The sequence below is a fragment of the Pseudoalteromonas amylolytica genome (genome assembly GCF_001854605.1).
Classification (GTDB): Bacteria; Pseudomonadota; Gammaproteobacteria; order Enterobacterales; family Alteromonadaceae; genus Pseudoalteromonas; species Pseudoalteromonas amylolytica.
The window spans coordinates 424458-446716 of the sequence record NZ_MKJU01000025.1; the positions used below are offsets into that span (position 1 = coordinate 424458).

Here is a 22259-nt window from a genome sequence, read left to right on the forward strand (position 1 = left end):
GAAAAATGAATTACTGTTTATTTTCTCGCTGATGTTTCAAGAAGGGCCATACTAATCACTGGTCAACCCAATATTAAGCAGATACTCGCTCACAATACGTAGCGGCCATTGTTTTTTACTGTAGTCATAATATTGGGATGATTTTGAATGACAGAGCCTAGTGTTATTAGTGTAATTCCACCTATCGTTGTTTTAACCCTTGCCATTTTGCTACGCAGACCGATTTTAGCGCTTGTTATTGGTGCCTTGGTGGGTTTGGCGTTAGTAGATGTGGGAACTATTTTACCCAATTTTGCCGATGCGTCGCTCAAAGTGATGGCAGATGAGACCATTGGCTGGCTAATCCTAGTATGCGGCAGCTTTGGCGCGCTTATCGCGTTGTTAGTACGTACAGGTGGCGCGCTGGCCTTTGGTCGCAATGCATTAAAAATGGCTAAAGGGCGTAAGTCTTCACTATTAATGACTTACCTTTTAGGGGTTGTTATCTTTATTGATGATTACTTAAACGCGCTAACGGTTGGCGAAACCATGCGCAGAGTCACTGATAAATTCAAGATCTCTCGTGAAATGCTGGCCTATGTGGTGGACTCAACAGCCGCGCCAATTTGCGTGCTGGTCCCACTGTCTACATGGGCGGTGTTTTTTGGTGGGTTGTTGGTCGACAACGGGGTTGCGGAGCAAGGGCTGGGCATAACCACTTATATGCAGGCGATACCTTACATGCTGTATGCTTGGGTTGCCGTGATCATGGTGCCACTCGTTGCTCTGGGTATCATCCCTCTATTTGGGCCGATGAAGCGTGCGGAACTTGCCGCGCGTCAAGGGCTGCCTGCTTTGGAGCAAGTAGACTTGACTGACGTACACACACCAGACGACTATGCTGCAAAGGCGATAGAGCAGGAGTTCGAGCATGCAGATGAGCAAGGTAAGCTTTATAACTTTTTGTTGCCTATCGGTTTACTTGTGGCATTTACGGTGTACTTTGATATTGATGTATGGAAAGGTTTGCTAGCGACATTGGCGGTTACAGTTCCGTTTTACTTAGCACAAAGACTAATGCCTCTTGCTGACATGCTTGAGCAGATGATCGATGGTTTTAAATGCATGTTGCCAGCAATTGGCACGGTTATCGCCGCATTTATCTTTAAAGATGTGTGCGATCAGTTAATGCTGCCTCAGTATGTGATCAATTCGCTCAGTCCATATATGACTGCGCAGTTACTACCTGCAATGGTATTTTTATCGATGGCGATTCTAGCGTTTGCTACAGGGTCGAGCTGGGGAATTTTTGCTGTTACGATCCCAATTGTAATGCCGTTAGCCGTGGCGGTTGAAGCAAACACGGCGCTAGTAATCGGCGCATTGCTGTCGGCATCTTCTTTTGGTAGTCAAGCGTGCTTTTACTCTGATTCCACGGTGTTAGCAGCGCAAGGCTCAGGCTGTAATTTGATTAGCCATGCGGTGACACAATTACCGTATGCACTCATTGCAGCGGTGATAGCGTTTATCGGTTTCTTGTTGATGGCTTAAAGCTACAAAGGGCATCTTTAAGGTGCCCATAATTTGTTAGATGGCGGTTTGCTTATCTAATCTGCTTGTCACTTAACTGATCTGATAAGGCACATTACATAAAAACCGCCTGCAAATCACAATTGAGTATGGGAAGTGGATAACTACGATGACCGAGGGCAGAGAAAGTTACAGCATTTCTCTGTCCCAGCTTGGTGGTTACTGTGTGAGTTTTACCCTGATATGCTTGCTGTACCATTCCAGCGCCATCGAACCAAAGCAAGGTTAAATACGGTTCAATGTATTGCCATTTACCTTTGAGGTCCGTTTGATTACGCGCTACCCATTGACCAGTGTGTTTCATTTGAATTTGCATATCAATATCGGCGCATTCGTGCGTAAACAATAAGTCAGGCACTACAACTTCACGCATCTTGGTAGGGAAGTATAATCCCATATTACCTTGCGTATAATAGTGATTATCTTTGCTAAACACCTGAATGCTTAAGCCCTCATAACCCATTCCTTTCACTACGCGTTCAACGGCACTGATGAGTGTTTGATCACTATCTTGTGGGTGATATAGCAAACTCGGTTGATTGTATCGTTCTGGTGATTGCAAATTAGTAAATTGATAGCGAACTTTTTCAATTTCAAGAAGGGCTTGTATTTTTGCATGTTGTGCCTGCGATAAATCACGCGAGTAAATATGGATAACTGGGCTTTGGCAAGCAGCTATTAGCAATGCCAGTAATAGGGGGAAAAGTGCTTTCATGATCTGCCATTTGATTACGTTTGTAATCCTATGTTGCTATAGATTACACTTGTAGTCAATATTGTGAAGTTATAAATACTGAATAAAGGACGGCACCGCTCAATACGATTAAATAGACCGCCTTGTTTACGAAGGTGTGTGAGTGAGACATAATGCCAACAGGGGTTACACATAAGAAAAAGTAATCGTAACCATAGCACCATCCAAAACATAGGTATGTTTAGTCAATACGATGGTGTTTCCACTATTTAAAAGAGGTTTTATTTAATGTGTGAGTTATTGGGCATGTCGGCGAACGTCCCAACAGATATCTGTTTTAGTTTTTCAGGCCTTTTGGAGCGTGGGGGGAATACCGGGCCTCATAAAGATGGTTGGGGAATTACCTTTTATGAAGGAAAGGGATGTCGAACCTTTAAAGACCCAGAACCAAGCTGTCAGTCAGAAATTGCTAAGCTGGTTAAAGCCTACCCAATAAAAAGTGTGTCGGTGATAAGTCATATCCGACAGGGTAATCGTGGTCGTGTGTGTTTGGAAAACACCCATCCATTTACCAGGGAGCTATGGGGGCGAGAAATTACTTATGCGCACAATGGGCAGCTATCTAACTATAACGATTTGAAACCTGAATTTTATCGCCCAGTGGGTAACACCGACAGTGAACTGGCCTTTTGCTGGTTGTTAGACAAGATCCGCCAGAAATATCCTAAACGCCCTTCAAACATGGCCTCGGTGTTTCGTTATGCAGCTAAGCTTGCCGATACGCTACGGGCCAAAGGAGTATTCAATATGCTACTAACTGATGGCGTTTATGTATTGGCGTATTGTACTAACAATTTACATTGGATCACTCGCCGTGCACCTTTTGGAAAAGCAACATTGATTGACGCGGACATGGTAGTGGACTTTCAAAAAGAAACGACACCTAATGACGTGGTCACCGTGATAACCACTCGCCCTTTGACCAACGATGAGCAGTGGCAAAAAATGCAGGAAGGGGAGTTTGTGTTGTTTAAAATGGGTGAGAAAATCTAGCATTCCCACTGAGGTTTTGGAAACTGGGTAGCATAGCGTTCATGCTGCTACCCATGTTGTTTACATCGTTGTTTGTTTTTCGTATTTAGTTAGCTGAACTTGGAATTGCTCAACCCCTTCTTTACCTTTATACATTTTGACCACCATGTAGTCGTATTCAGGTGCTAGCCAAACGGTTGCTTGACGTTTGTCGTTGTCGTATAAACGCTTAATTCGCACCGTTTCAACATTGCCAACGGGCAAGGTAATGGTTTCTGCGCCGTCTACCACAAAGTTATAAATGCGTTGATTGCCTTTATTATCGATGATTGGGTAGCTGAACTTTTGTTTACCGGCCTTGAGCTCTTGACGCAATTGTAGCTGATAAGTGAGTAAATCCTGCTGATCGGCTATCCATTTTACATCTAGCGGATATTTTTCATTACTCGAGGTGATCAATTGGTTTTTGTGATCGAAGGTGATGTGTTGATTGATATCTCTACCGGTACCTGTACGCACCATGCTATAGCTGAGCGGAACCGCCTTCCCATCTTTTAAGGTAAATGTTGATACTTCTTCACGCTCATCGGAGAAAATGAAAATATCGATGTCACTTTGATATTTCAATTGATAGGTATTTTGATCAAGTAATTTCAGCTCGCGAACGGCGGTACCTTTTACCGAGCCTTTGCGAGACACCTGATATTCAGCATTATAAGAAACAAGCGGGTTGGCAATGATAGAGCAAGAGAAAATAGCGCTTAAGCCAAGTAGCCAAGCGCATATTTTATTATTCTGGGTAGGTTGCGCCTTGGGCTGGAAGGGGTTGGTTATCAAAAACGGCATAATCTGCTTCCATAGTTAGTCTGTGTTCGCTGAACCACTGGACCACCAAGGGATAGATAATATGTTCTTGTTCGTGAACCCGCTGTGCCAGTGTTTGTGCGGTATCGTCAGCTAAGATAGGAACCTTTGCTTGTAATACCACCGGACCACCGTCCAGCTCTTCCGTTACAAAGTGTACGCTAACACCGTGTACGTCGTCCTTTGCATCTATCGCTCTTTGATGGGTGTTCAGCCCTTGGTACTTAGGCAACAAAGAAGGGTGAATGTTCAACATTTTCCCTTTAAATTTTTGCACTAAGCTAGGAGTTAGAATACGCATAAATCCAGCTAATACAACTAAATCTGGATTAAAAGAGTCGATTAAAGAGGCCAATTCGACGTCATAATCTTCACGTGTAGCGAATGCTTTATGACTTAACACTTTGGTTTCAATGCCCGCATTAGCGGCACGTGTTAAGCCATAAGCTTGTTCTTTGTTACTGATAACAGCAACTACCTCGCCTTTTATTTGATTGCTCTGACAGGCATCTATGATGGCTTGCAGGTTTGAACCACTACCAGAGATCAATACTACTAAGCGAGTGTTTGACATTAGGCCTTACCACCTAAAATCTCAACTTGCTCTTCACCTGCAACAGCATCTTGAATTTCGCCAATATGCCAAGCTTGCTCGCCCTGCGCGGTTAATATTTCAAGGCTTTGTGTTAGTTTATCAGCTGGAACAACTAAGATCATGCCAACACCACAGTTGAATGTGCGATACATTTCGTGGGTACTGATGTTGCCGTTTTCTTGTAGCCAGTTGAAAATAGCAGGCCATTGCCAACTGTCGCCTTTAACAACGGCTTTGGCTGACTCAGGTAATACACGAGGAATATTCTCCCAGAAGCCACCGCCTGTGATGTGCGATAGTGCATGAACGTCTACATCTTTAAGCAGTTCTAAGATTGATTTAACGTAGATGCGAGTAGGTTCCAATAGGTGCTCACCTAAGGTTTTACCTTCAAACTGAGCGTTTGTATCAGCGCCTGATACTTCTAATACTTTACGGATAAGTGAATAGCCATTTGAATGTGGACCACTTGAAGCCAAAGCGATCAGCTGATCACCTGCGGCAACTTTGGTGCCATCAATGATTTTTGACTTTTCAACCACACCAGTACAAAACCCAGCGATATCGTAATCATCGCCTTCATACATGCCTGGCATTTCAGCAGTTTCGCCACCGATTAGCGCACAACCCGACAATTCACAGCCTGTACCAATACCTGTTACGACATCGGCTGCTACGTCAACATCTAGTTTACCAGTTGCGTAGTAGTCCAAGAAAAATAGGGGTTCAGCACCTTGGACGATTAGGTCATTTACACACATTGCAACGAGATCGATACCTACCGTATCGTGTTTTTTCAAATCGATAGCGAGGCGAAGTTTAGTGCCCACACCATCTGTGCCAGCAACTAATACAGGCTCTTTGTAACCAGTTGGAAGTTCGCATAGTGCACCAAAACCACCAATTCCGCCCATTACTTCTGGACGACGAGTTTTTTTCACTACGCCTTTTATGCGCTCTACCAATGCGTTACCCGCATCGATATCTACGCCTGCGTCTTTGTAGCTAAGAGACTGTTTTTGTTCGCTCACAGGTTTTCCTCAAAATTGCTTTATGGGTTGCTTAGAAACGCGCGTATTTTACAACAATTGCCCATATGGGGCTAGTTGAAATATCACTTAATCGCATGTGGAAAAAATTAGCAGTGTGTGCAGGGAATGCTGGAGGAAATCCCTGCACAGAGTTACTACGAACCTTAGGCCTTGGCAGTTAGAATAGCGCGCAGTGGCGCAGGGTAGCCTTCAATGGTTTTAGTGATGTCATTAGGGTCTAAAAAGTCAGCCAACGATTCCGTTTGCATCCAAGGGGTACGACGTTGCTCATCAACAGATGTAATGTCTTCATTTACCACTTTGATGTCTTTGAAACCGACACGTTCAAGCCATAAAGTTAGTGCAGCAGTGCTTGGAATAAACCAGACATTGCGCATTTTTGCGTAGCGATCAGTTGGCACTAACACCGTATTGACGTCGCCTTCGATAACAAGCGTTTCAAGTACTAGTTCTCCACCTGCACGAAGTTGCGCTTTAAGCTGTGATAGAAAATCTATCGGTGAGCGGCGATGATACAGTACGCCCATAGAAAACACCGTATCAAACGCTTTTAGCTGTGGCAGTTGCTCTACACCCAGTGGCAGCAGGTGCACGTTAGGGTCGGGATTGAAGTGTTTGATAGCCTGAAACTGAGATAAAAATAGATCCGATGGGTCTATGCCCACCACAAACTCAGCGCCAGCACCACGCATACGCCATAAGTGATAACCAGAACCACAACCAATATCCAAAACGGTTCGACCATGCAAGTTACTGATATGTGGCAGTAGCCTATCCCATTTCCAGTCGCTACGCCATTCAGTATCAATATGAATACCATGGATATGAAATGGGCCTTTACGCCATGGCATCATACGCGTAAGCAAATGAGAGAGCTGCTTTTTGTGACCCTCAGAAAGCTCATCTGCAAGGCCAAACTCAACTTTATCAACAATATTAATGTGCTGAGTATTTGATTCTGGCAGGTTTTTCAAAACCTTTTCCCATTGTGGCCAGTCACCGTGCTGTGCCTCATTTTGCCAGTGCGTAAGCTGAGCTGGCAGGGTATTTAGCCAATGGCTCAGTTGGTTTTTTGCGATGGCTGCATAAAAGTCGGTAAACCAGTTGTTCATCTTTTCTCCGTTACTTAATCGCTATTATTGAACAAAAGTTAAAACACTGATACCAAACCTGTGTTTGCTTAAAACCAATGTCACTTAATCGAGTTAAATGTGTGCTCAAGTTATCAGGGCGCATGACATTTTCAATCGCAGTGCGTTTTTGGCTAATTTCTAGCTCAGAATAGCCATTGTGGCGCTTAAAATCATGATGTAAGTCGATCAGCAAGTTATCTTGCTCGTCATTTTCACCTTTGATTTTTTCACTTAATAACAAGATACCACCCGGTTTAAGGCCGTTATAAATATTTTGTAAAACCGCTAAACGCTGCTCTTGTGGGATAAATTGCAGGGTAAAGTTCATGGCAACAACACTGGCGTTGCTAATCTCAAGCTCATTGATATCACCAAGTTGCACATCCACAGGCACATCAGATTTGAAGCCACCAAGATGCATTTTACAGCGCTCGACCATAGCTTGTGAGTTATCCACAGCGATGATCTGGCAATTTTCCTTTGCGATGTTGCGGCGCATACTCAGCGTTACAGCGCCTAAAGAACAGCCAAGATCATATAAATTTGAGTTACTTTGAGCGAATTGCCCAGCTAGTTTACCCATGGTGCTTACAATCGTGGCGTACCCTGGGACTGAGCGTTGTATCATATCCGGAAACACTTCAACGACATTGGCGTCAAAGCTGAAATCTTTTACCTGTTGCTCAGTGGCATAAATACTGTCTTTGCCAGTCACATTTTATCTCTCTTACCAAATAATCGTGCTATTTTACCATTTTATGCTGGATAGTCAGTGATAAATTGAGTAGCTTGGCTACTATTAATGATAAGAAGTAAAAAAGAGACAAATAATGGCGAGAAATAAAGTAGTTAGTACTGAAGACATATTATCAACTTTGTGTCGTTCTGTGACCGAGGTCCTCTCTTCGGCAAGTGGCAATCAAATAGCATATTCAGCGATGGTGCAAAAAATTACCCGTACGTGTATGCGCCCTGACATTGGGTGTTTTGTATTGTTTGATGGTGGGTTTACAGGCCTTGTCGTGACCAACTTTACAGCACAAGCGGCGATGGAAATCTACCAAGACTACATGCGCAGCATGGGTATGCCAGAAGATGAGATCGCGAATAGTCACTTGTCTGATGATGTATCCAATGTGATGGGTGAGTTGATGAACCAAATTGTAGGGGATTTCACCAGCAAAGTACGTGAACAGTTGCATACGTCAATCACCCAAAATCAGCCGAAGATGATGGCGATTAACAAGCAGGTACAGATCTCTGTAGATACCACGATGGACCGCCCACAAGCGCGTCGAGTTACTTTTACCACTCAGAATCAAAATATTTTCTACCTAGAGCTGGCGATGGATAAAACCGAGTTTATCAAACTACATGACTTTGATATCGCCGAATCGGTAGACCCAGATACGATCATAGAACGCCAGGCTTCAAAAAATGAAGACCAGAGCAAGAAGCAGGCAGCAGATGATGCGGATGTAGCAGATGACGATTTTATGTCGGAGTTAGGTCTGTAGAGTTATTCACCCAACATGGATGTTTTAAAGCACGTTCTATCACTCGGCACCTTTACGGGGCTCAACCATGTCAGCAGAGTTATTATGACTTTGCTGTTGGCCCGTTTTATGGGGGCCGAACATTTTGGCACGTTTGCCGCCTTACTCGCACTATGCGAAGTGCTTCTTTTACCTGCTAGCATGGGCTTTGCGTCATCGCTTATGCGTATTGCGCATCCTTTGTTTAAAAGCCAGCAACATGCATTGTTACAAGGGCTAAAACGAGTTTACTTAGCAGTTGCATTGAGCTTTGGGCTTATTTTTGCTGCCATTGTGCTGTTTGGCTACGCGCTATTTTCTCCTCACCAACTGGCAAATGAGCATTTAGAGTACCTAGTTTTAATAGTTCCTCTTGGAGCTCTTATGCAGTGTCAGGCAACATTTTTAATTGCGCTTGATGCCAAGCGGCGCGGCTTGCTGACACAGCAGTCACTGTTTGAAATATTTACAGCTGCTAGTTGCGCATATTTGTATTTTAGCCATGGACCATTACACCTTGAAATGGTCTGCCAAGCACTGATAGCCAGCATCAGTATTGTGGTGGTACTACAGTTCGCATTGATATTCCCGCTGCTGAAAAAAGACCAACCGGCGTATCAAACCAAGCATTGGTGTAAATCATCGTTGCGGTTGCTTGCAAGTGGGGCGGGTGTTGCTCTGGTCGCTAAACTTGATGTACTGCTTGTACATCATTGGTTAGGTCCAAAAGCAGTCAGTGTGTTTTATCCTGCAGTGGTGATTGCTGGGTTGATGGCTATATTATCCAACGCGTTTGGTATGGTATTGAAGCCGCTGCTACTGAAAGAGCGTCCAGACAGCGCTGAGATAGCTCAGACCATGCGCTGGTTTTGGTTGTGCAATTTAGTGTTTGTATCTGTACTTGCCATCGCAGCGTATCCCTTACTGGCATTGTACCATGAGCCTGAAATGGAGTCCGGTCATACGCTACTACTGATTTTGTTGCTAGCGCAGTTGGTCACCCCTTTGAGGGTATGTGCTAGCAGTACTATCAATTTACTAGGTGAGCCACTTTATAATCTATGGGTGTTGTTATTTGCAACAGCCGTTACGGTAATAGTTGCTTGGTATTGCCAGGCACAATTTGGCTTGTTGGGTATCGCTTGGGCCTTTTGTTTTGGTTTTGTGCTGGGTGCGGTGCTGCGCACTTGGTTGGTGATAAAGCATGGTTATCTTGATTTTGAGCAATTGTTTGGATTGACCAAGCGGTCAATAAAAGCTCAGTTGTAGTTGTTGAAGCACTAGGAATAATCGTAAATCTAGCTCTAGCTGATGATATTCAGGCGCCATATGACAACACAATTGATAGAATGCTTTGTTGTGTTCTTTTTCTTTAAAATGTGCCAACTCATGAACAACTAGTACCTTAAGTAAAGCTTCTGGGGCGTTTTTCAATTGCTCTGCAATGGCTATTTCATGTTTTGCTTTTAACTTTCCGCCATGTTGATGGCTTTTAAAAGTGTGCGTTCCCAAAGCATTTTTTACCAAATCACTCTGCTTTTTATACCTAACACTGTTCAAATTGGGCGCATTTTTTAAATAGCGCTGTTTTAGCTTATTGGTATATTCATACAATGATTTCTCACTTTGCAGTTGGTGAGCATGTGGGTACTTGTTCTTGAAATAGTGCTCTATCTTACCCGACGTGATCAGTTGCTGAACCTGAGTTTGAATGTGTTCCGGGTATTGAAGAAAATAATGTGAGAAATTCATGGTTTTAATTCTGGTACATGCTACAGCGGCTTATTATAATCGAATTCATTAATAAACACGACAACAAGGATAACGGGATGTATAGGGCTAGTTGCTTGTGTGGCAAAGTTCAATTGAATATCACCGGTAGGATCAGCGACATCATTCATTGTCATTGCTCATTATGTCGAAAGTCCACGGGCACCGCGTTTGCAACAAACGGTTTTGTAAATAGTGATGAGCTACAGGTGGTTCGTGGTCAGGATGCAATTAAGCATTTTGAGTTTAAGCCAGGTAGAAAACGCCACTTTTGCGCCAATTGCGCCAGTCCATTGTTCAGTTCAAACTCGGATTTACCGCAAAAGCTACGCTTACGCCTAGGCATTCTCGATTCAGACATTGATGAGCGGCCTATGTCACATAACTTTGTAAGCAGTAAAGCGAACTGGGAAGACCTTGATGTTAAGTTGCCACAATACAACGGGTTTGAGCCTAGTCGTGGTAAAAGCTAATAGCACGTTACTACATGAGTGGGAAAATTGATCACAGTAAACTTGTTTGCTGTGGTTGCTGCTGTGCTGGGAATTCACCAAGTTTAACTTCTGGGCGGTTAAGATCTTCAATAAATTGCTTGGCCAACAGCGGCGCATCATAATTATCAGCAGTATGAAAAAAGACGTAGGGTGTTTTGCCTTCATCTAACCAGTGATTAATTTTCTTTAGCCATGGTGCATAAAACTGACGATTGGCTTGCAAATCAGAACAGCCAACATAGCGCAAAACGGGCGCGTTACTGGTGGCAATAACATGTAACGGCACGCGTGGCTTTTTTCTTTGTGCATCAATAATCGCCTCGTTTGTGGCGGCCTCACTAAATAGAGGGCGTGTATCCATCATAATTCTATTGTATTGATTTTGAATCAAAAACTGATTAAATCGGCGCTCGTTATCCGCTTTATCGAAAAATGCGAGATGGCGAATTTCAATACCAAGTGGCAGCGCCGTTGGTAGTTGGGCACAAAACGCGGTGATGAGCGGTAAAAACTGTGGGCTACAGGCTTGGGGCAGTTGCAGCATCACTTGACCGACTTTATCAAAAATCGGTTCGAAAAGAGTTAACCAACGAGTAAGCTCACGTTGGCAGTTTTGTAACGCCAGTTCGTGAGAAATACGTTTGGGAATTTTAAACGTAAACTTGAAATCAGCGGGCACATCATTGCGCCATTTAGTAATAGAACTGGGTTTTGGATCGGCATAAAAGCTAGTATTACCCTCAACAGAATTAAAAATTTGTGCATATTCTTGAAGCATTTGGCTGTGTTGGCAGTGGGAAGAGAAAAATCGTCCCTTCCAATGAGCTGCGCTCCATTGTGGGCAACCAAGATATAACATGTTATCGAGTTTTATAAGTCCGCTAATAGCGACAGTGTAATAAAGATGACGAATTTTAGAAACAAAATCGGATCGAGGATGACATTCAGACAAGGAATTTTATATAATCGCCGATAATTTTTCATCTTAATGCCAGTTACCGGTCTTGTGTAACTGAGACACAGGAATACTATGCGCTCTATATACTGCGGAAATTTAAACAAAAGCCATGTTGGACAAGAAGTAGAACTATGCGGTTGGATCAATAAACGCCGTGACCTAGGTGGCTTGATTTTTATCGACCTGCGCGACCGTGAAGGGTTAGTGCAAGTTGTTTTTGACCCAGAAGTTGAAGGGTTAATGGACACAGCAAACACGTTGCGTCAAGAGTTCTGTGTACAGGTTAGGGGAGTGGTTCGCGCTCGTCCTGACAGTCAGGTTAATAAAGATATGGCAACCGGAGAAGTTGAGATCTTAGGTACTGGACTGACGGTTGTTAACCGTTCTGAACCGCTGCCTCTGGATTTTAATCAACAAAACTCTGAAGAGCGTCGTTTAAAATATCGCTATCTTGACTTACGTCGTTTAGAAATGAGCGACCGTATTAAATTACGCGCCAAGGCCAGCAGCTTTGTACGCCGCTTCTTAGACAACAATGACTTTTTAGATATTGAGACACCCGTACTGACTAAAGCGACACCTGAAGGTGCGCGTGATTATTTGGTACCAAGCCGAGTACACAAAGGAAGTTTTTACGCTTTGCCTCAGTCTCCACAATTATTTAAACAGTTGTTGATGATGTCGGGCTTTGACCGTTACTACCAAATCGTTAAGTGTTTCCGTGACGAAGACTTACGTGCTGACCGTCAACCTGAATTCACACAAATTGATATTGAAACCTCATTCATGAGCTCAGATCAAGTACGTGCTGTGACAGAGCAATTGATCCGTGAAATGTGGCAAGAATTACTGAACGTTGATTTGGGTGCATTCCCAGTTATGGCATACAGCGAAGCGATGCGTCGTTTTGGTTCAGATAAGCCTGATTTACGTAACCCGATGGAATTGGTGGACGTTGCCGATCTAGTGAAAGATGTTGAGTTTAAAGTACTATCCGGCCCTGCAAACGATGACAAAGGTCGCGTCGCAGTATTAACTGTACCAGGTGGTGCTGCGCTGTCACGCAAGCAAATTGATGAATATACCAAATTCGTTGGCATCTATGGTGCGAAAGGTCTGGCGTGGATGAAAGTTAACGACCGCGCAGCTGGTGTAGAAGGTGTGCAGTCACCAATCGCTAAATTCTTAAATGAAGAAGTGATCAACGCGTTACTAACGCGTACCAACGCACAAACAGGCGATATTATCCTGTTCGGTGCTGACAAGCGCAACGTGGTTAACGAAGCAATGGGTGCTTTACGTCTAAAAGTTGGTTTGGACCTTGAACTGACAGATTTGAAAAAATGGGCACCGCTTTGGGTTGTTGACTTCCCAATGTTTGAAGAAGATGACGAAGGAACACTACACGCGGTACACCATCCGTTCACTGCGCCGAAGGACATTTCAGCGGCAGAATTGGAAGCAAATCCCGCATCTGCAATATCTGACGCGTACGACATGGTCTTAAACGGTTATGAAGTAGGTGGTGGTTCTGTGCGTATTCACAACAATGAGATGCAGCAGGCCGCGTTCAGGATCTTAGGGATCAACGAACAAGAACAACAAGATAAATTTGGTTTCTTGTTGGATGCATTGAAGTACGGCACGCCGCCACACGCTGGTTTAGCGTTCGGTTTAGACCGCTTAGTGATGTTGCTATGTGGAACGGACAATATCCGTGATGTCATTGCATTCCCGAAAACAACTCAAGCGTCTTGTTTAATGACTAATGCGCCAAGCGTCGCCAATCCTGATGCCCTTAAAGAACTTGCGATTAGTGTTGAACAAGCAAAAATCGACAGTGAATAATTATTGCGATTGTTGAAAAAGGCGGCCTTTAGGTCGCCTTTTTTATTTGTGTTGTGCAAGGTTCCAACGACAAATAACTGTTTACATATGTTCCTAAATAAGGTTCTATTTTATTGCTAGATATTACTTGTATTAGTCATCAATTCATTATTAATATTTGTTATAAGAAAAGTGTTATCAAGTTATGACTTAGCGTGGTGACGTTTTGCCTTCACATTCTATAAGCGTACAAGGAGAGAGCGCATGAAATACCAAACTATTGACTCAACCAAATCTGAACAAATTGCGATGCTTGCAGTTTGCCTTACCAATGAAATTACTGAACGAACAGGCACAAAGCACTTCAGCGTAGATGTGCCGCTTGCGATTGATCTATGCAAAAACTATGTTTCCAATGGTATTTATCAGGTGATGGCAGCCTTTGATGCTGACCAGATTGTTGGCTTTGCATCGGTATGCCAAAGCTATTCGCTGTACGCAGAAGGTCAATTCGGTATTATTCAAGAATTTTATGTGATGCCAGAGTATCGCTCTAAGGGTATTGGACAGGAGTTATTACAGTCGGTTGTAAAACTTGCCAAGCAACAGGGATGGAAGCGGTTAGAGTTGTGCACACCACCATTACCACAGTACAAAGGCACGGTAGAGTTTTACAAATCTAATGGGTTTGAAGTAACTGGTGGTCATAAAATGAAACATGTGATTGCTTAAACAGTGCTTACATTTTTAGGCCAGTTACACCGTAGAGTCTATGTTTGAGCATTCTCTGCGAGCGCAAAAAGCCACATCTATAACGGTTGAAATAATGGGTAACTTTAATGGTTATAAGGGAACTTTTACACGGTGATTGTGATGAAGTCAGTAAAGTATGTATGTCATCATTTATGAATTCAGTGGCTGGCACTTTATCTGAACAAGGAATTGTGACATTTAAACGAATAGCCAGTGGTGCAGCGCTTTCTGAGCGCATGACGCAGGATAACTTAATGTTGGTTGCCGTCATTAATGGCCGTGTGGCAGGGTACGTAGAACTTAAGCAAGGTCAGCATATCGCTATGCTGTTTGTGGCACCACAATACCAAAAGCAAGGGGTCGGTCGCAGGTTGCTGTCTTCACTCAAAAGTGGCGTGTCAAATACTAAGCTTACGGTCCACGCATCCACGACTTCGGTGTCGGCATATGAGCGGTATGGTTTTATTAGTGTCGGCGATATTGCAGTATCTGAGGGGTTGGTATATCAGCCCATGGAAATTAATATTAACAATTTTAGTGAATAACGTGGTTATTTTAGACGTCGCGAAGGATAAGTAGTGTTTATTGGTGAAGTAGCAAGGCAAACAGGCTTGTCGGTAAAAGCTATCCGCTTTTACGAGCAAAAGGGCCTTATCAAAAAGCCCTTAAGACAGGGGCGGTATCGTGTATATACGGCAAGCGATGTGGAAGTATTAAAGCTGATCCGAGAAGCCAAGGAGCTTGGTGTGACGTTGGCGAAATTAAAAGGCGTGATTGTCTATCAAAATGATCAAGTAGACTGGGAACGGATCAATCTATTTTTACAACAGCTAAAAATAGAGATGCAAGAGCAAGTGCTACGTATTAGCAATAATATCGCTAAGGTGAGTCAATGTATTAGTGCCATAGAGTCATGTCCAAAAGTACTTGACTCTGCCGTTAAGGGGAGAGCTTAAACTCAGCATCGTTTTCTAATCTAAATAGAGAGTAACGATGAAACATATATTATTGCTAAATGGTAATCCAAAAGAAAAGAGCTTTTCAAAGCAGTTGAGCGACCGTTACGAAATAGCGGCAACAGAGTATGCACAAGTACGACGCTTTGATCTATCCACTATGGAGTTTAACCCCAACTTAGCAGCTGGGTATGATCAAAAGCAGTGTCTAGAGCCTGCTTTGGTGCAGTTTCAGCAAGCGCTATTATGGGCTGAACATATAGTAATCGTCTCACCAATTTGGTGGGGCGGTTTACCAGCAAAACTCAAAGGACTATTTGATAGGACCTTTTTGCCTGGGTTTGCGTTTAGTTATGAGCAAGCTAATCCATTACCGACTCCACATCTTTGTGGTAAGTCAGCCCGTATAATTTTAACTATGGATGCACCGAGCGACTTCATGCAGGTTCAGGCCAAGCCTGTATTAGAGCAACTAGATTTGTTTACATTGCAATTTTGCGGTATTGAAAAAGCTGCGGTAAGTTTATTTGGTGGGGTGATACTGGCAGATGAAGCGCAGCGCAATACTTGGCTGCAAGATGTGAGCAATTTTGCATCTCATGGGGGTTAAATATCACTGATAAAGGGTGAAAATCACCAGATGTGGTTTTCACCTCAAAACATTGAAAGTCCAAAACGACAAGGAACAACAACGTGGATATTTTATTTTTAGCTGACAAGGTAGAGCTGAAACCGCTGGTGGCAAAATGGTATTTTGAACAGTGGGGAGATATTATCGAAAATGCATCAATAGCGTTATTTGAGCAACAACTCGATGAGTACCTCAATCGTGACTGTATGCCACTTATCGTTGTTGCTTTGGAAGGCGAACAAATGATTGGTGTCGCGCAGCTTAAGTACCGAGAAATGTCTATCTACCCAGACAGAGAACATTGGCTCGGAGGGGTGTTTGTGGCACCCAAATGGCGCGGGCAAGCAGTGGCTACAGCCTTGGTTGATAGCGTTGAACAAGTAGCGAAATCACTTGGTATCAAAGAGTTATTTTTGCAAACAGAAGCGCTAGAGGGAGGCCTGTATAAGCGCGTGGGATGGCAAAGCTTGGAGCGCGTGACTTATTGCGGCGTAGATGTGCAAGTCATGTCTAAGAGATTAAAACCCTAGTTTTAAGGTTTACAGCGAGCAGTTCAAGGCTCACAGCTGTTTAAGAGTGTTTTTAGGAGTTGAAGTGAGTGAGCAGGTTGTGATTGGCTTGGCACAGTCGCCGGTTGTAAAAGGTGATGTCACCGAAAATTTAAAGACTCACATGTCCATGATAGCGCAAGCATCAGAGCTCGGGTGCGATATTGTCGCTTTTCCTGAGTTATCGCTTAGTGGTTATGAATTGGAATTGTTGAATACGTTGGCTGTTGAGCCAGAGGCTGAAAATTTCAAGGGGCTGTCCGTTAAGTAGTAAGTCATCAGAAAAACCGACTATTGGTGCGGTGATTTGTTTTGCAAATGGTGACGTTGAGTTTTATTCGAAACAGTTTTTACACTCTGGTGAAGAGCGCTATTGCAGTGCAGGTTCTATAGACTATGTGTTTAATTGCAAGCAATACCGCATAGCCTTGGCCGTCTGCGCTGATTTTTGTGCGCCTGAACACAGTCAAAACGCGGCAAAAGCAAACGCCGATGTATATCTTGTGAGTGCGCTAATCTCTCAAGCGGGTTATACGCCAGACAGTAAACTTTTAGCGCAGATAGCTACAACAAATCAGTTTCCTGTACTTCTTAGTAATCATATTTCCGTTACAGGTGGATGGACTTGTGCAGGGAAGAACGCTATATGGGGTGAGGCGGGACGAATGTTTGCATGCACGAACACCAAGATGCCAAGTTTATTAGTGTGCTCTATTTCTGACGAAGGTGTAAGCGCAATTAAAAAGGACGTTAAACTCTAAGACTTATAACTGGTAATTCATACAGTATTTTGGCATTATGCACAAAACCTAATGACTGAGTAAGTATATTGGCAATTATTTTAGGCATAGATCCCGGCTCTCGCTTTACTGGCTATGGTGTGATCTCTCACCAAGGGTCGAAGTTTCAGTATTTAGGCAGTGGTTGTATAAAGCTTGGGGAACACGACTTTCCCACCCGATTAAAAATGATTTACCAAGGAGTAAATCAATTAATTGAACAATTCTCGCCAGATAGCTTTGCAATTGAACAAGTATTTATGGCGCATAACCCTGACTCTGCGCTCAAGCTTGGGCAGGCCAGAGGCGCAGCAATCGTTGCTGCGACGATGCAAGATGTACCTGTAAATGAATATTCCGCAAGGCAGGTAAAACAAGCTGTTGTTGGTACAGGTGGTGCGCAAAAAGCACAAGTACAAGAGATGGTTAAGCGTATTCTCAAGCTGCCGGGTACACCACAGGCGGATGCCGCTGATGCATTAGCCATTGCAATTTGCCACGCTCACTCGGAACAAAATTTAATTCGCCTTGCAGGCAGTGCGACCAAAACCGTAAGGCGTAGACTTAGATAGGAATAAGCATGATCGGACGACTCAGTGGGATACTATTAGAAAAACAACCACCGGAAATATTACTCGATGTTGCGGGAGTAGGCTATGAGGTACAAATGCCTATGACCTGTTTCTATGAATTACCTAATATAGGTGAGCAAACGGCAGTCTATACTCATTTTGTGGTGCGTGAAGATGCGCAGTTACTGTTTGGTTTTAACCATAAAAAAGAGCGTGCGCTGTTTCGAGAGTTGATCAAAGCCAATGGTGTAGGTCCTAAACTAGGGCTCGCTATTTTGTCAGGCATGTCAGCGGAGCAGTTTATACAATGTGTAAACAATGAAGATGCCACAACGTTGGTGAAAATTCCTGGTGTTGGGAAAAAAACCGCAGAACGCTTAGTATTAGAAATGAAAGACAGGCTAAAGAACTTTGGCCATGATCTGCTAACACCATTTAGTGATGCGGCGGTACTTGAACCAACACAAAACCCAACCGTAGCGGATACGCCCGCGGATGACGCGGTTGCTGCTTTAATGGCATTAGGCTATAAACAAGCACAAGCATTGAAAGCGGTTAAAAATGTATCACAACCGAATATGAGCACAGAAGCGCTGATAAAAGAAGCGCTTAAATCTATGATGTAGCCATTATGATAGAAGCTGACAGATTAATTGAGCCCGAAGTACAGGGCAACGAAGATGTAGTTGATAGGGCGATTCGCCCTAAGCTGCTAGCTGATTACACTGGGCAAGCCCATGTTAAAAAGCAGATGGAAATCTTCATTGAGGCTGCTCGTAGCCGTGATGAAGCATTGGATCACCTGTTGATATTTGGTCCACCAGGACTGGGTAAAACCACATTGGCTAATATTGTTGCCAACGAGCTGGACGTTAATATAAAAACGACGTCTGGCCCCGTACTGGAAAAAGCAGGTGACTTGGCTGCGTTACTTACCAATCTCGAAGAAGGCGATGTGCTATTTATCGATGAAATTCATCGTTTAAGCCCGCAAGTTGAAGAGATTTTATACCCAGCGATGGAAGACTATCAGTTAGATATTATGATAGGAGAAGGGCCAGCGGCACGCTCGATTAAACTAGACTTACCGCCATTTACGTTGATAGGTGCCACGACTCGGGCTGGTTCATTAACATCGCCACTGAGAGATCGTTTCGGTATCGTGCAGCGACTGGAGTTTTATTCAGTAGCCGACTTGGCGAAAATCATCTCCCGTTCAGCGTTTTATCTAGACTTAACCATTAGCCCAGAAGGGGCTGATGAGGTTGCTAGGCGCTCCAGAGGCACTCCTCGTATCGCGAATCGCTTATTAAGGCGAGTGCGCGACTTTGCGCAAGTCAAAGGGGATGGAAAAGTATGTGCAGAAATCGCACAACAAGCGCTGGATATGGTGGATGTCGACAAGTGTGGGTTTGATTATATGGACCGTAAATATCTATTGGCCATCATTGAAAAGTTCACAGGAGGTCCCGTAGGCTTAGACAACTTAGCTGCGGCAATTGGTGAAGAACGTGAAACGATTGAAGATGTTATAGAACCATTTTTAATTCAACAAGGCTTTATACAAAGGACACCTCGTGGCCGTATTGCGTCTAATGCGGCATACCTTCATTTTAACCTAACACCGCAAGCCTAGTTTGTCGCTAGGCTTAGCGCCTGAAATTCTACACCTACCTGTTCATTTTCAGTCAAGGTTAAGTCTCACTTAATACAATATTCGCTGAATTCAAGACAAAAAAAAGCCCGCTAAAGATAGCGGGCAAAACAACAAGTTGAAGGAAGTAATCCAGGGAACTGATAAATGAACACCGGTTTTATCCAGTATGCATTTATCAAAAGTAATACGACAAATCAGCAATCATATTACTAACAACTGTGCTTGTGCATTCATCATGCTGTGTGCTCAGTACAGGGTGTATATTAAAGAGGTTTTTGCATTTCATCAAACTAGAAAAATTTTATTTTCAAATAAAAAAAACTAATACCAAGTTTGTGGTGCATCTTTCTCTATGTTGATTTTTTGAACTTAGCACACTTTTAAGTTGTTGTTTTTGTTGTGTTTGTATTGTTATTAATCAATTTGTGAGTATTAGTTTATTTGTTGTTAATTGGTATTACCAATATGTTTTTGTGAGTTTATTCGCTATTTATGCATAAAACACTCGATTTATGCATGAATTAGTAATAAATACGCATTTTATGTATAGATTAAAGTTTGCTCTCTAGTCCTTTTGGCTTATTTCTCATAGGAAGGTGGAAGAGTTGTTACATTTTTGCGCACTTTGTCGCCAAATAGCTGTAATTCACGGTAATGAGATTGTAAGCACTGGCATGTGTGAGTAAACTAACTGAACCTTTATAGTCGCTTACAGTCAATTGAGTGAATTGGCAGGCCATTGGCCGAAACACAATCGTTAGGAGTATAAAAAAGTGGAATCGGGACTCAATTTTATTGATCTAATTTTAAAAGCAAGTTTATTAGTACAACTTGTGATGCTAACACTGGTTGGGATGTCGATTGCCTCTTGGGCCATTATTTTTCAGCGTAAAGGTATTATTGGCCGAGCAGTAACCGAAGCGAGAGAGTTTGAACGTAAGTTTTGGTCTGGAATGGATTTAAGCAAACTGTATTCAGAAGTGAGTGCCAAAGCGGCTCCCGCGGCTGGGCTTGAAGCATTATTTGCAGCAGGTTTTAAGGAATTTGCCCGCCATAAAAAAAGTAGTACACCTTCGGCTGGTATGATGATCGAAGGCACACACCGCTCAATGCGAGTGGCTTTATCTCGCGAAATTGAAAAGCTTGAATCAGGATTATCATTTCTTGCCACAGTGGGTTCAATCAGTCCTTATATCGGTCTATTTGGTACGGTATGGGGGATCATGAATGCTTTCATTGCACTTGGCGAAGTTAAACAAGCTACGTTACAGATGGTTGCACCCGGTATCGCAGAAGCTTTGATTGCTACAGCTATGGGCTTATTTGCCGCAATCCCCGCAGTTATGGCATATAACCGTTTTGCAAAAAATGTAGAACGCGCTGAAACACAATACGTTAACTTTATGGAAGAGTTCTCAAATATTCTTCATCGTCAAGCTGCTAACTCGGTAGAGGCGAAGTAATATGTATGTGCGGAAGAAACGCCGCCAAATGGCGGAGATAAACGTTGTACCTTATATAGACGTCATGTTGGTACTGTTAATCATCTTTATGGCAACTGCACCGCTCATAACGCATGGGGTAAAAGTCGATTTACCACAAATGCAGGAGTCGGATCTAGTCGAAACTAAAGATGCGCCTCCGATTATCGCCAGTATTGACTCAGAAGGTCGATACTATGTGAGTGTCGGTACAGATCCTGAGGCTCCGATGGATGCGGTTGAGGTGGCAGCAGTTATTAAACTTAAGCTACAACAAAATCCAGATACGCCAGTGATGATCAAAGGCTCAGGTAAAGTGTCGTATCAGGAAGTTCTGTTATTGATGGACTTCTTGAAGAATGCTGGTGTGCCATCGGTGGGTTTAATGACGAAATCATTTGAGGAATAGCCATGGGCTCACTACAAAGCGGATTGTTAAAATCTTTTCTTTTACATTTTGCGATAGCTGGATTTTTATTCGCAAGTGCAACGTTTAAAGTGCCCACACCTACAGTCATGGAGGTGACCTTGAATGTGCCACAAACCGCTCAACCAGAGAAGGTGGTTTCGGCAGTTTCTGTAGATCAAAGTGCGGTAGAAAAGAAAATTGCTGAACTGAAGCAAAAAGAAGATGCACAGAAAAGGGCGGAGGAAAAGCGGATACGAGACTTAGAGCGACGTGCGCAGCAAGCTCGACAAGACCGTGAAGCAGAAGCCCGCCGCATAGCTAAGCTAGAACAGCAACGTAAAGCGAAAGAAGAAGAAAAGCGCCAAGCTGAAGCGCAGGCTAGAAAAGCACGTGAAATAGAGAAGAAACAACGTGAGAAGGCGCAAAAGGCGGAGCAAGAAAAGTTAGCTGCTGAAAAGGCTGCAAAAGCGGCAGCAGATAAACGCAAAGCAGAAGAAGATGCTCTGCGCAAAGCAGAAGAGGCAAGAAAACGTCGCGAAGCAGAAGAAAAACGCAAGGCGGAAGAAGCTGAGCGGGCTCGTCAAAAAGCGCTGGAAGAAAAAATGCTTCAAGAGCAGTTAGCCAAGGAGCAAGCTGCGAGAAGCCGCATTCGTCAACAGCAGGTGCTGACTGAAGTTGAGAAGTATCAAGCTTTGATCACACAGCGAATTCAACAAAACTTGCTAACAGATGAGAAAATGCGAGGCAAAGAATGTCGAGTCAATATTCGTTTGGCATTTAATGGCTTAGTTACGAGTGTCACCTCTTTGGGTGGCGACAAGCTGGTCTGTGATGCAGCACTTAGAGCGGTGAGAATGGCCGATACCTTGCCTGTGTCTAAAGAAAAAGATGTGTTTGAAAAACTAAAAAATATTAACTTAACAATTAAACCAAATTTATAAAGGAAACTT

At 43.3% G+C, this 22259-nt stretch carries 27 protein-coding genes; 19 read left to right on the top strand and 8 right to left on the bottom strand.

The annotated features are described in order from the left end of the window. Positions 1 to 147: 147 nt before the first annotated feature. Positions 148 to 1530, top strand: coding sequence for a Na+/H+ antiporter NhaC family protein (locus tag BET10_RS08385; protein WP_070984897.1), 1383 nt, complete (start codon positions 148 to 150; stop codon positions 1528 to 1530). A gap of 94 nt (positions 1531 to 1624) precedes the next feature. On the opposite strand, the gene BET10_RS08390 is transcribed toward BET10_RS08385, so the two are convergent. After that, a complete protein-coding gene (locus BET10_RS08390; RefSeq protein ID WP_070984899.1) occupies positions 1625 to 2284 on the bottom strand; it encodes a hypothetical protein in 660 nt (219 codons plus the stop codon). 267 nt (positions 2285 to 2551) lie between these two features. On the opposite strand from BET10_RS08390, the gene BET10_RS08395 reads away from it, so the two are divergent. After that, positions 2552 to 3316 carry a class II glutamine amidotransferase gene (locus BET10_RS08395; protein ID WP_070984901.1) on the top strand — a complete coding sequence of 255 codons (765 nt, stop codon included), beginning with the start codon at positions 2552 to 2554 and terminating at the stop codon, positions 3314 to 3316. A gap of 60 nt (positions 3317 to 3376) precedes the next feature. Here BET10_RS08395 and BET10_RS08400 read toward each other — a convergent pair whose 3' ends face one another. The 5 genes from BET10_RS08400 to cmoA form a co-directional block, all read right to left on the bottom strand. After that, positions 3377 to 4141 (bottom strand): DUF3108 domain-containing protein, encoded by a 765-nt coding sequence (locus tag BET10_RS08400; RefSeq protein ID WP_083330475.1) that lies wholly within the window; start codon positions 4139 to 4141, stop codon positions 3377 to 3379. Then, the gene (gene purN, locus BET10_RS08405) at positions 4086 to 4733 is read right to left on the bottom strand and encodes a phosphoribosylglycinamide formyltransferase (RefSeq protein WP_070984903.1); all 648 of its coding nucleotides are present in this window, start codon (positions 4731 to 4733) and stop codon (positions 4086 to 4088) included. Before purN ends, BET10_RS08400 begins: the two co-directional genes overlap by 56 nt. After that, entirely contained in the window at positions 4733 to 5785 is a 1053-nt protein-coding gene (gene purM / locus BET10_RS08410; protein WP_070984905.1) for a phosphoribosylformylglycinamidine cyclo-ligase, read from the bottom strand. The genes purN and purM overlap by 1 nt, the downstream gene beginning before the upstream one ends. 164 nt (positions 5786 to 5949) lie before the next feature. Beyond that, the gene (gene cmoB, locus BET10_RS08415; protein WP_070984907.1) at positions 5950 to 6918 is read right to left on the bottom strand and encodes a tRNA 5-methoxyuridine(34)/uridine 5-oxyacetic acid(34) synthase CmoB; all 969 of its coding nucleotides are present in this window, start codon (positions 6916 to 6918) and stop codon (positions 5950 to 5952) included. A 10-nt stretch (positions 6919 to 6928) separates the two neighbouring features. Continuing rightward, positions 6929 to 7654 (bottom strand): carboxy-S-adenosyl-L-methionine synthase CmoA, encoded by a 726-nt coding sequence (gene cmoA / locus BET10_RS08420; protein WP_070984909.1) that lies wholly within the window; start codon positions 7652 to 7654, stop codon positions 6929 to 6931. Positions 7655 to 7769: 115 nt separating this feature from the next. On the opposite strand from cmoA, the gene BET10_RS08425 reads away from it, so the two are divergent. Together BET10_RS08425 and BET10_RS08430 are read left to right on the top strand one after the other, a co-directional pair. After that, positions 7770 to 8456 (top strand): DUF3334 family protein, encoded by a 687-nt coding sequence (locus BET10_RS08425; protein WP_070984911.1) that lies wholly within the window; start codon positions 7770 to 7772, stop codon positions 8454 to 8456. A gap of 15 nt (positions 8457 to 8471) precedes the next feature. Further along, on the top strand, positions 8472 to 9743 hold the full coding sequence (locus tag BET10_RS08430) for a lipopolysaccharide biosynthesis protein (protein WP_070984913.1): 1272 nt from the start codon (positions 8472 to 8474) through the stop codon (positions 9741 to 9743). Here the strand turns inward: BET10_RS08430 and BET10_RS08435 are convergent. Further along, positions 9723 to 10226: a YgjP-like metallopeptidase domain-containing protein gene (locus BET10_RS08435; protein WP_070984915.1), complete on the bottom strand. Its 504-nt coding sequence runs from the start codon at positions 10224 to 10226 to the stop codon at positions 9723 to 9725. The genes BET10_RS08430 and BET10_RS08435 overlap by 21 nt on opposite strands. A gap of 77 nt (positions 10227 to 10303) precedes the next feature. On the opposite strand from BET10_RS08435, the gene BET10_RS08440 reads away from it, so the two are divergent. After that, positions 10304 to 10717 (top strand): GFA family protein, encoded by a 414-nt coding sequence (locus BET10_RS08440; protein WP_070984917.1) that lies wholly within the window; start codon positions 10304 to 10306, stop codon positions 10715 to 10717. A gap of 31 nt (positions 10718 to 10748) precedes the next feature. Here BET10_RS08440 and BET10_RS08445 read toward each other — a convergent pair whose 3' ends face one another. Next, positions 10749 to 11597 carry a DUF72 domain-containing protein gene (locus BET10_RS08445; RefSeq protein ID WP_083330476.1) on the bottom strand — a complete coding sequence of 283 codons (849 nt, stop codon included), beginning with the start codon at positions 11595 to 11597 and terminating at the stop codon, positions 10749 to 10751. Between the two features lie 171 nt (positions 11598 to 11768). Here BET10_RS08445 and aspS point away from each other — a divergent pair, with 171 nt between their 5' ends. From aspS to tolA, 14 genes are all read left to right on the top strand, one after another. After that, positions 11769 to 13544, top strand: coding sequence for an aspartate--tRNA ligase (gene aspS, locus BET10_RS08450; protein ID WP_070984921.1), 1776 nt, complete (start codon positions 11769 to 11771; stop codon positions 13542 to 13544). 243 nt (positions 13545 to 13787) lie between these two features. Then, positions 13788 to 14255, top strand: coding sequence for a GNAT family N-acetyltransferase (locus tag BET10_RS08455; protein ID WP_070984923.1), 468 nt, complete (start codon positions 13788 to 13790; stop codon positions 14253 to 14255). A gap of 107 nt (positions 14256 to 14362) precedes the next feature. Continuing rightward, on the top strand, positions 14363 to 14821 hold the full coding sequence (locus BET10_RS08460; RefSeq protein WP_070984925.1) for a GNAT family N-acetyltransferase: 459 nt from the start codon (positions 14363 to 14365) through the stop codon (positions 14819 to 14821). 33 nt (positions 14822 to 14854) lie between these two features. Next, complete coding sequence (locus BET10_RS08465; RefSeq protein ID WP_070984927.1) at positions 14855 to 15232, top strand: MerR family transcriptional regulator; 378 nt, start codon at positions 14855 to 14857, stop codon at positions 15230 to 15232. A 37-nt stretch (positions 15233 to 15269) separates the two neighbouring features. Further along, the gene (locus BET10_RS08470; protein ID WP_070984929.1) at positions 15270 to 15842 is read left to right on the top strand and encodes an NAD(P)H-dependent oxidoreductase; all 573 of its coding nucleotides are present in this window, start codon (positions 15270 to 15272) and stop codon (positions 15840 to 15842) included. 83 nt (positions 15843 to 15925) lie between these two features. Continuing rightward, positions 15926 to 16393: a GNAT family N-acetyltransferase gene (locus BET10_RS08475; RefSeq protein ID WP_070984931.1), complete on the top strand. Its 468-nt coding sequence runs from the start codon at positions 15926 to 15928 to the stop codon at positions 16391 to 16393. Between the two features lie 64 nt (positions 16394 to 16457). Next, entirely contained in the window at positions 16458 to 16682 is a 225-nt protein-coding gene (locus tag BET10_RS21675; RefSeq protein ID WP_205987527.1) for a nitrilase-related carbon-nitrogen hydrolase, read from the top strand. Positions 16683 to 16713: 31 nt separating this feature from the next. Continuing rightward, entirely contained in the window at positions 16714 to 17172 is a 459-nt protein-coding gene (locus tag BET10_RS21680) for a carbon-nitrogen hydrolase family protein (RefSeq protein WP_205987528.1), read from the top strand. A 68-nt stretch (positions 17173 to 17240) separates the two neighbouring features. Beyond that, on the top strand, positions 17241 to 17762 hold the full coding sequence (gene ruvC, locus BET10_RS08485; RefSeq protein WP_070984933.1) for a crossover junction endodeoxyribonuclease RuvC: 522 nt from the start codon (positions 17241 to 17243) through the stop codon (positions 17760 to 17762). Positions 17763 to 17770: 8 nt separating this feature from the next. Then, positions 17771 to 18388, top strand: coding sequence for a Holliday junction branch migration protein RuvA (ruvA, locus tag BET10_RS08490; RefSeq protein WP_070984935.1), 618 nt, complete (start codon positions 17771 to 17773; stop codon positions 18386 to 18388). Between the two features lie 5 nt (positions 18389 to 18393). Next, positions 18394 to 19398, top strand: coding sequence for a Holliday junction branch migration DNA helicase RuvB (ruvB, locus tag BET10_RS08495; protein WP_070984937.1), 1005 nt, complete (start codon positions 18394 to 18396; stop codon positions 19396 to 19398). A 794-nt stretch (positions 19399 to 20192) separates the two neighbouring features. Beyond that, complete coding sequence (gene tolQ, locus BET10_RS08500; protein ID WP_070984939.1) at positions 20193 to 20882, top strand: protein TolQ; 690 nt, start codon at positions 20193 to 20195, stop codon at positions 20880 to 20882. A 1-nt stretch (position 20883) separates the two neighbouring features. After that, positions 20884 to 21309 (top strand): protein TolR, encoded by a 426-nt coding sequence (gene tolR / locus BET10_RS08505; RefSeq protein WP_070984941.1) that lies wholly within the window; start codon positions 20884 to 20886, stop codon positions 21307 to 21309. A gap of 2 nt (positions 21310 to 21311) precedes the next feature. After that, positions 21312 to 22250, top strand: a complete 939-nt coding sequence (tolA, locus tag BET10_RS08510) for a cell envelope integrity protein TolA (protein ID WP_070984943.1) — start codon at positions 21312 to 21314, stop codon at positions 22248 to 22250. Positions 22251 to 22259 lie beyond the last annotated feature (9 nt).

What these genes read in the sequence shown, in the direction of transcription:
- BET10_RS08385 (WP_070984897.1), top strand. Translation starts at nt 148, where the DNA reads ATGACAGAGCCTAGTGTTATTAGTGTAATTCCACCTATCGTTGTTTTA.
- BET10_RS08470 (WP_070984929.1), top strand. Translation starts at nt 15,270, where the DNA reads ATGAAACATATATTATTGCTAAATGGTAATCCAAAAGAAAAGAGCTTT.
- BET10_RS08445 (WP_083330476.1), bottom strand. Translation starts at nt 11,597, where the DNA reads ATGTTATATCTTGGTTGCCCACAATGGAGCGCAGCTCATTGGAAGGGA.
- BET10_RS08455 (WP_070984923.1), top strand. Translation starts at nt 13,788, where the DNA reads ATGAAATACCAAACTATTGACTCAACCAAATCTGAACAAATTGCGATG.
- cmoB (WP_070984907.1), bottom strand. Translation starts at nt 6,918, where the DNA reads ATGAACAACTGGTTTACCGACTTTTATGCAGCCATCGCAAAAAACCAA.
- BET10_RS08440 (WP_070984917.1), top strand. Translation starts at nt 10,304, where the DNA reads ATGTATAGGGCTAGTTGCTTGTGTGGCAAAGTTCAATTGAATATCACC.
- BET10_RS08435 (WP_070984915.1), bottom strand. Translation starts at nt 10,226, where the DNA reads ATGAATTTCTCACATTATTTTCTTCAATACCCGGAACACATTCAAACT.
- tolR (WP_070984941.1), top strand. Translation starts at nt 20,884, where the DNA reads ATGTATGTGCGGAAGAAACGCCGCCAAATGGCGGAGATAAACGTTGTA.
- ruvA (WP_070984935.1), top strand. Translation starts at nt 17,771, where the DNA reads ATGATCGGACGACTCAGTGGGATACTATTAGAAAAACAACCACCGGAA.
- tolA (WP_070984943.1), top strand. Translation starts at nt 21,312, where the DNA reads ATGGGCTCACTACAAAGCGGATTGTTAAAATCTTTTCTTTTACATTTT.
- BET10_RS08390 (WP_070984899.1), bottom strand. Translation starts at nt 2,284, where the DNA reads ATGAAAGCACTTTTCCCCCTATTACTGGCATTGCTAATAGCTGCTTGC.
- BET10_RS08395 (WP_070984901.1), top strand. Translation starts at nt 2,552, where the DNA reads ATGTGTGAGTTATTGGGCATGTCGGCGAACGTCCCAACAGATATCTGT.
- BET10_RS08430 (WP_070984913.1), top strand. Translation starts at nt 8,472, where the DNA reads ATGGATGTTTTAAAGCACGTTCTATCACTCGGCACCTTTACGGGGCTC.
- aspS (WP_070984921.1), top strand. Translation starts at nt 11,769, where the DNA reads ATGCGCTCTATATACTGCGGAAATTTAAACAAAAGCCATGTTGGACAA.
- ruvB (WP_070984937.1), top strand. Translation starts at nt 18,394, where the DNA reads ATGATAGAAGCTGACAGATTAATTGAGCCCGAAGTACAGGGCAACGAA.
- BET10_RS08460 (WP_070984925.1), top strand. Translation starts at nt 14,363, where the DNA reads ATGGTTATAAGGGAACTTTTACACGGTGATTGTGATGAAGTCAGTAAA.
- BET10_RS08425 (WP_070984911.1), top strand. Translation starts at nt 7,770, where the DNA reads ATGGCGAGAAATAAAGTAGTTAGTACTGAAGACATATTATCAACTTTG.
- BET10_RS08400 (WP_083330475.1), bottom strand. Translation starts at nt 4,141, where the DNA reads ATGCCGTTTTTGATAACCAACCCCTTCCAGCCCAAGGCGCAACCTACC.
- purN (WP_070984903.1), bottom strand. Translation starts at nt 4,733, where the DNA reads ATGTCAAACACTCGCTTAGTAGTATTGATCTCTGGTAGTGGTTCAAAC.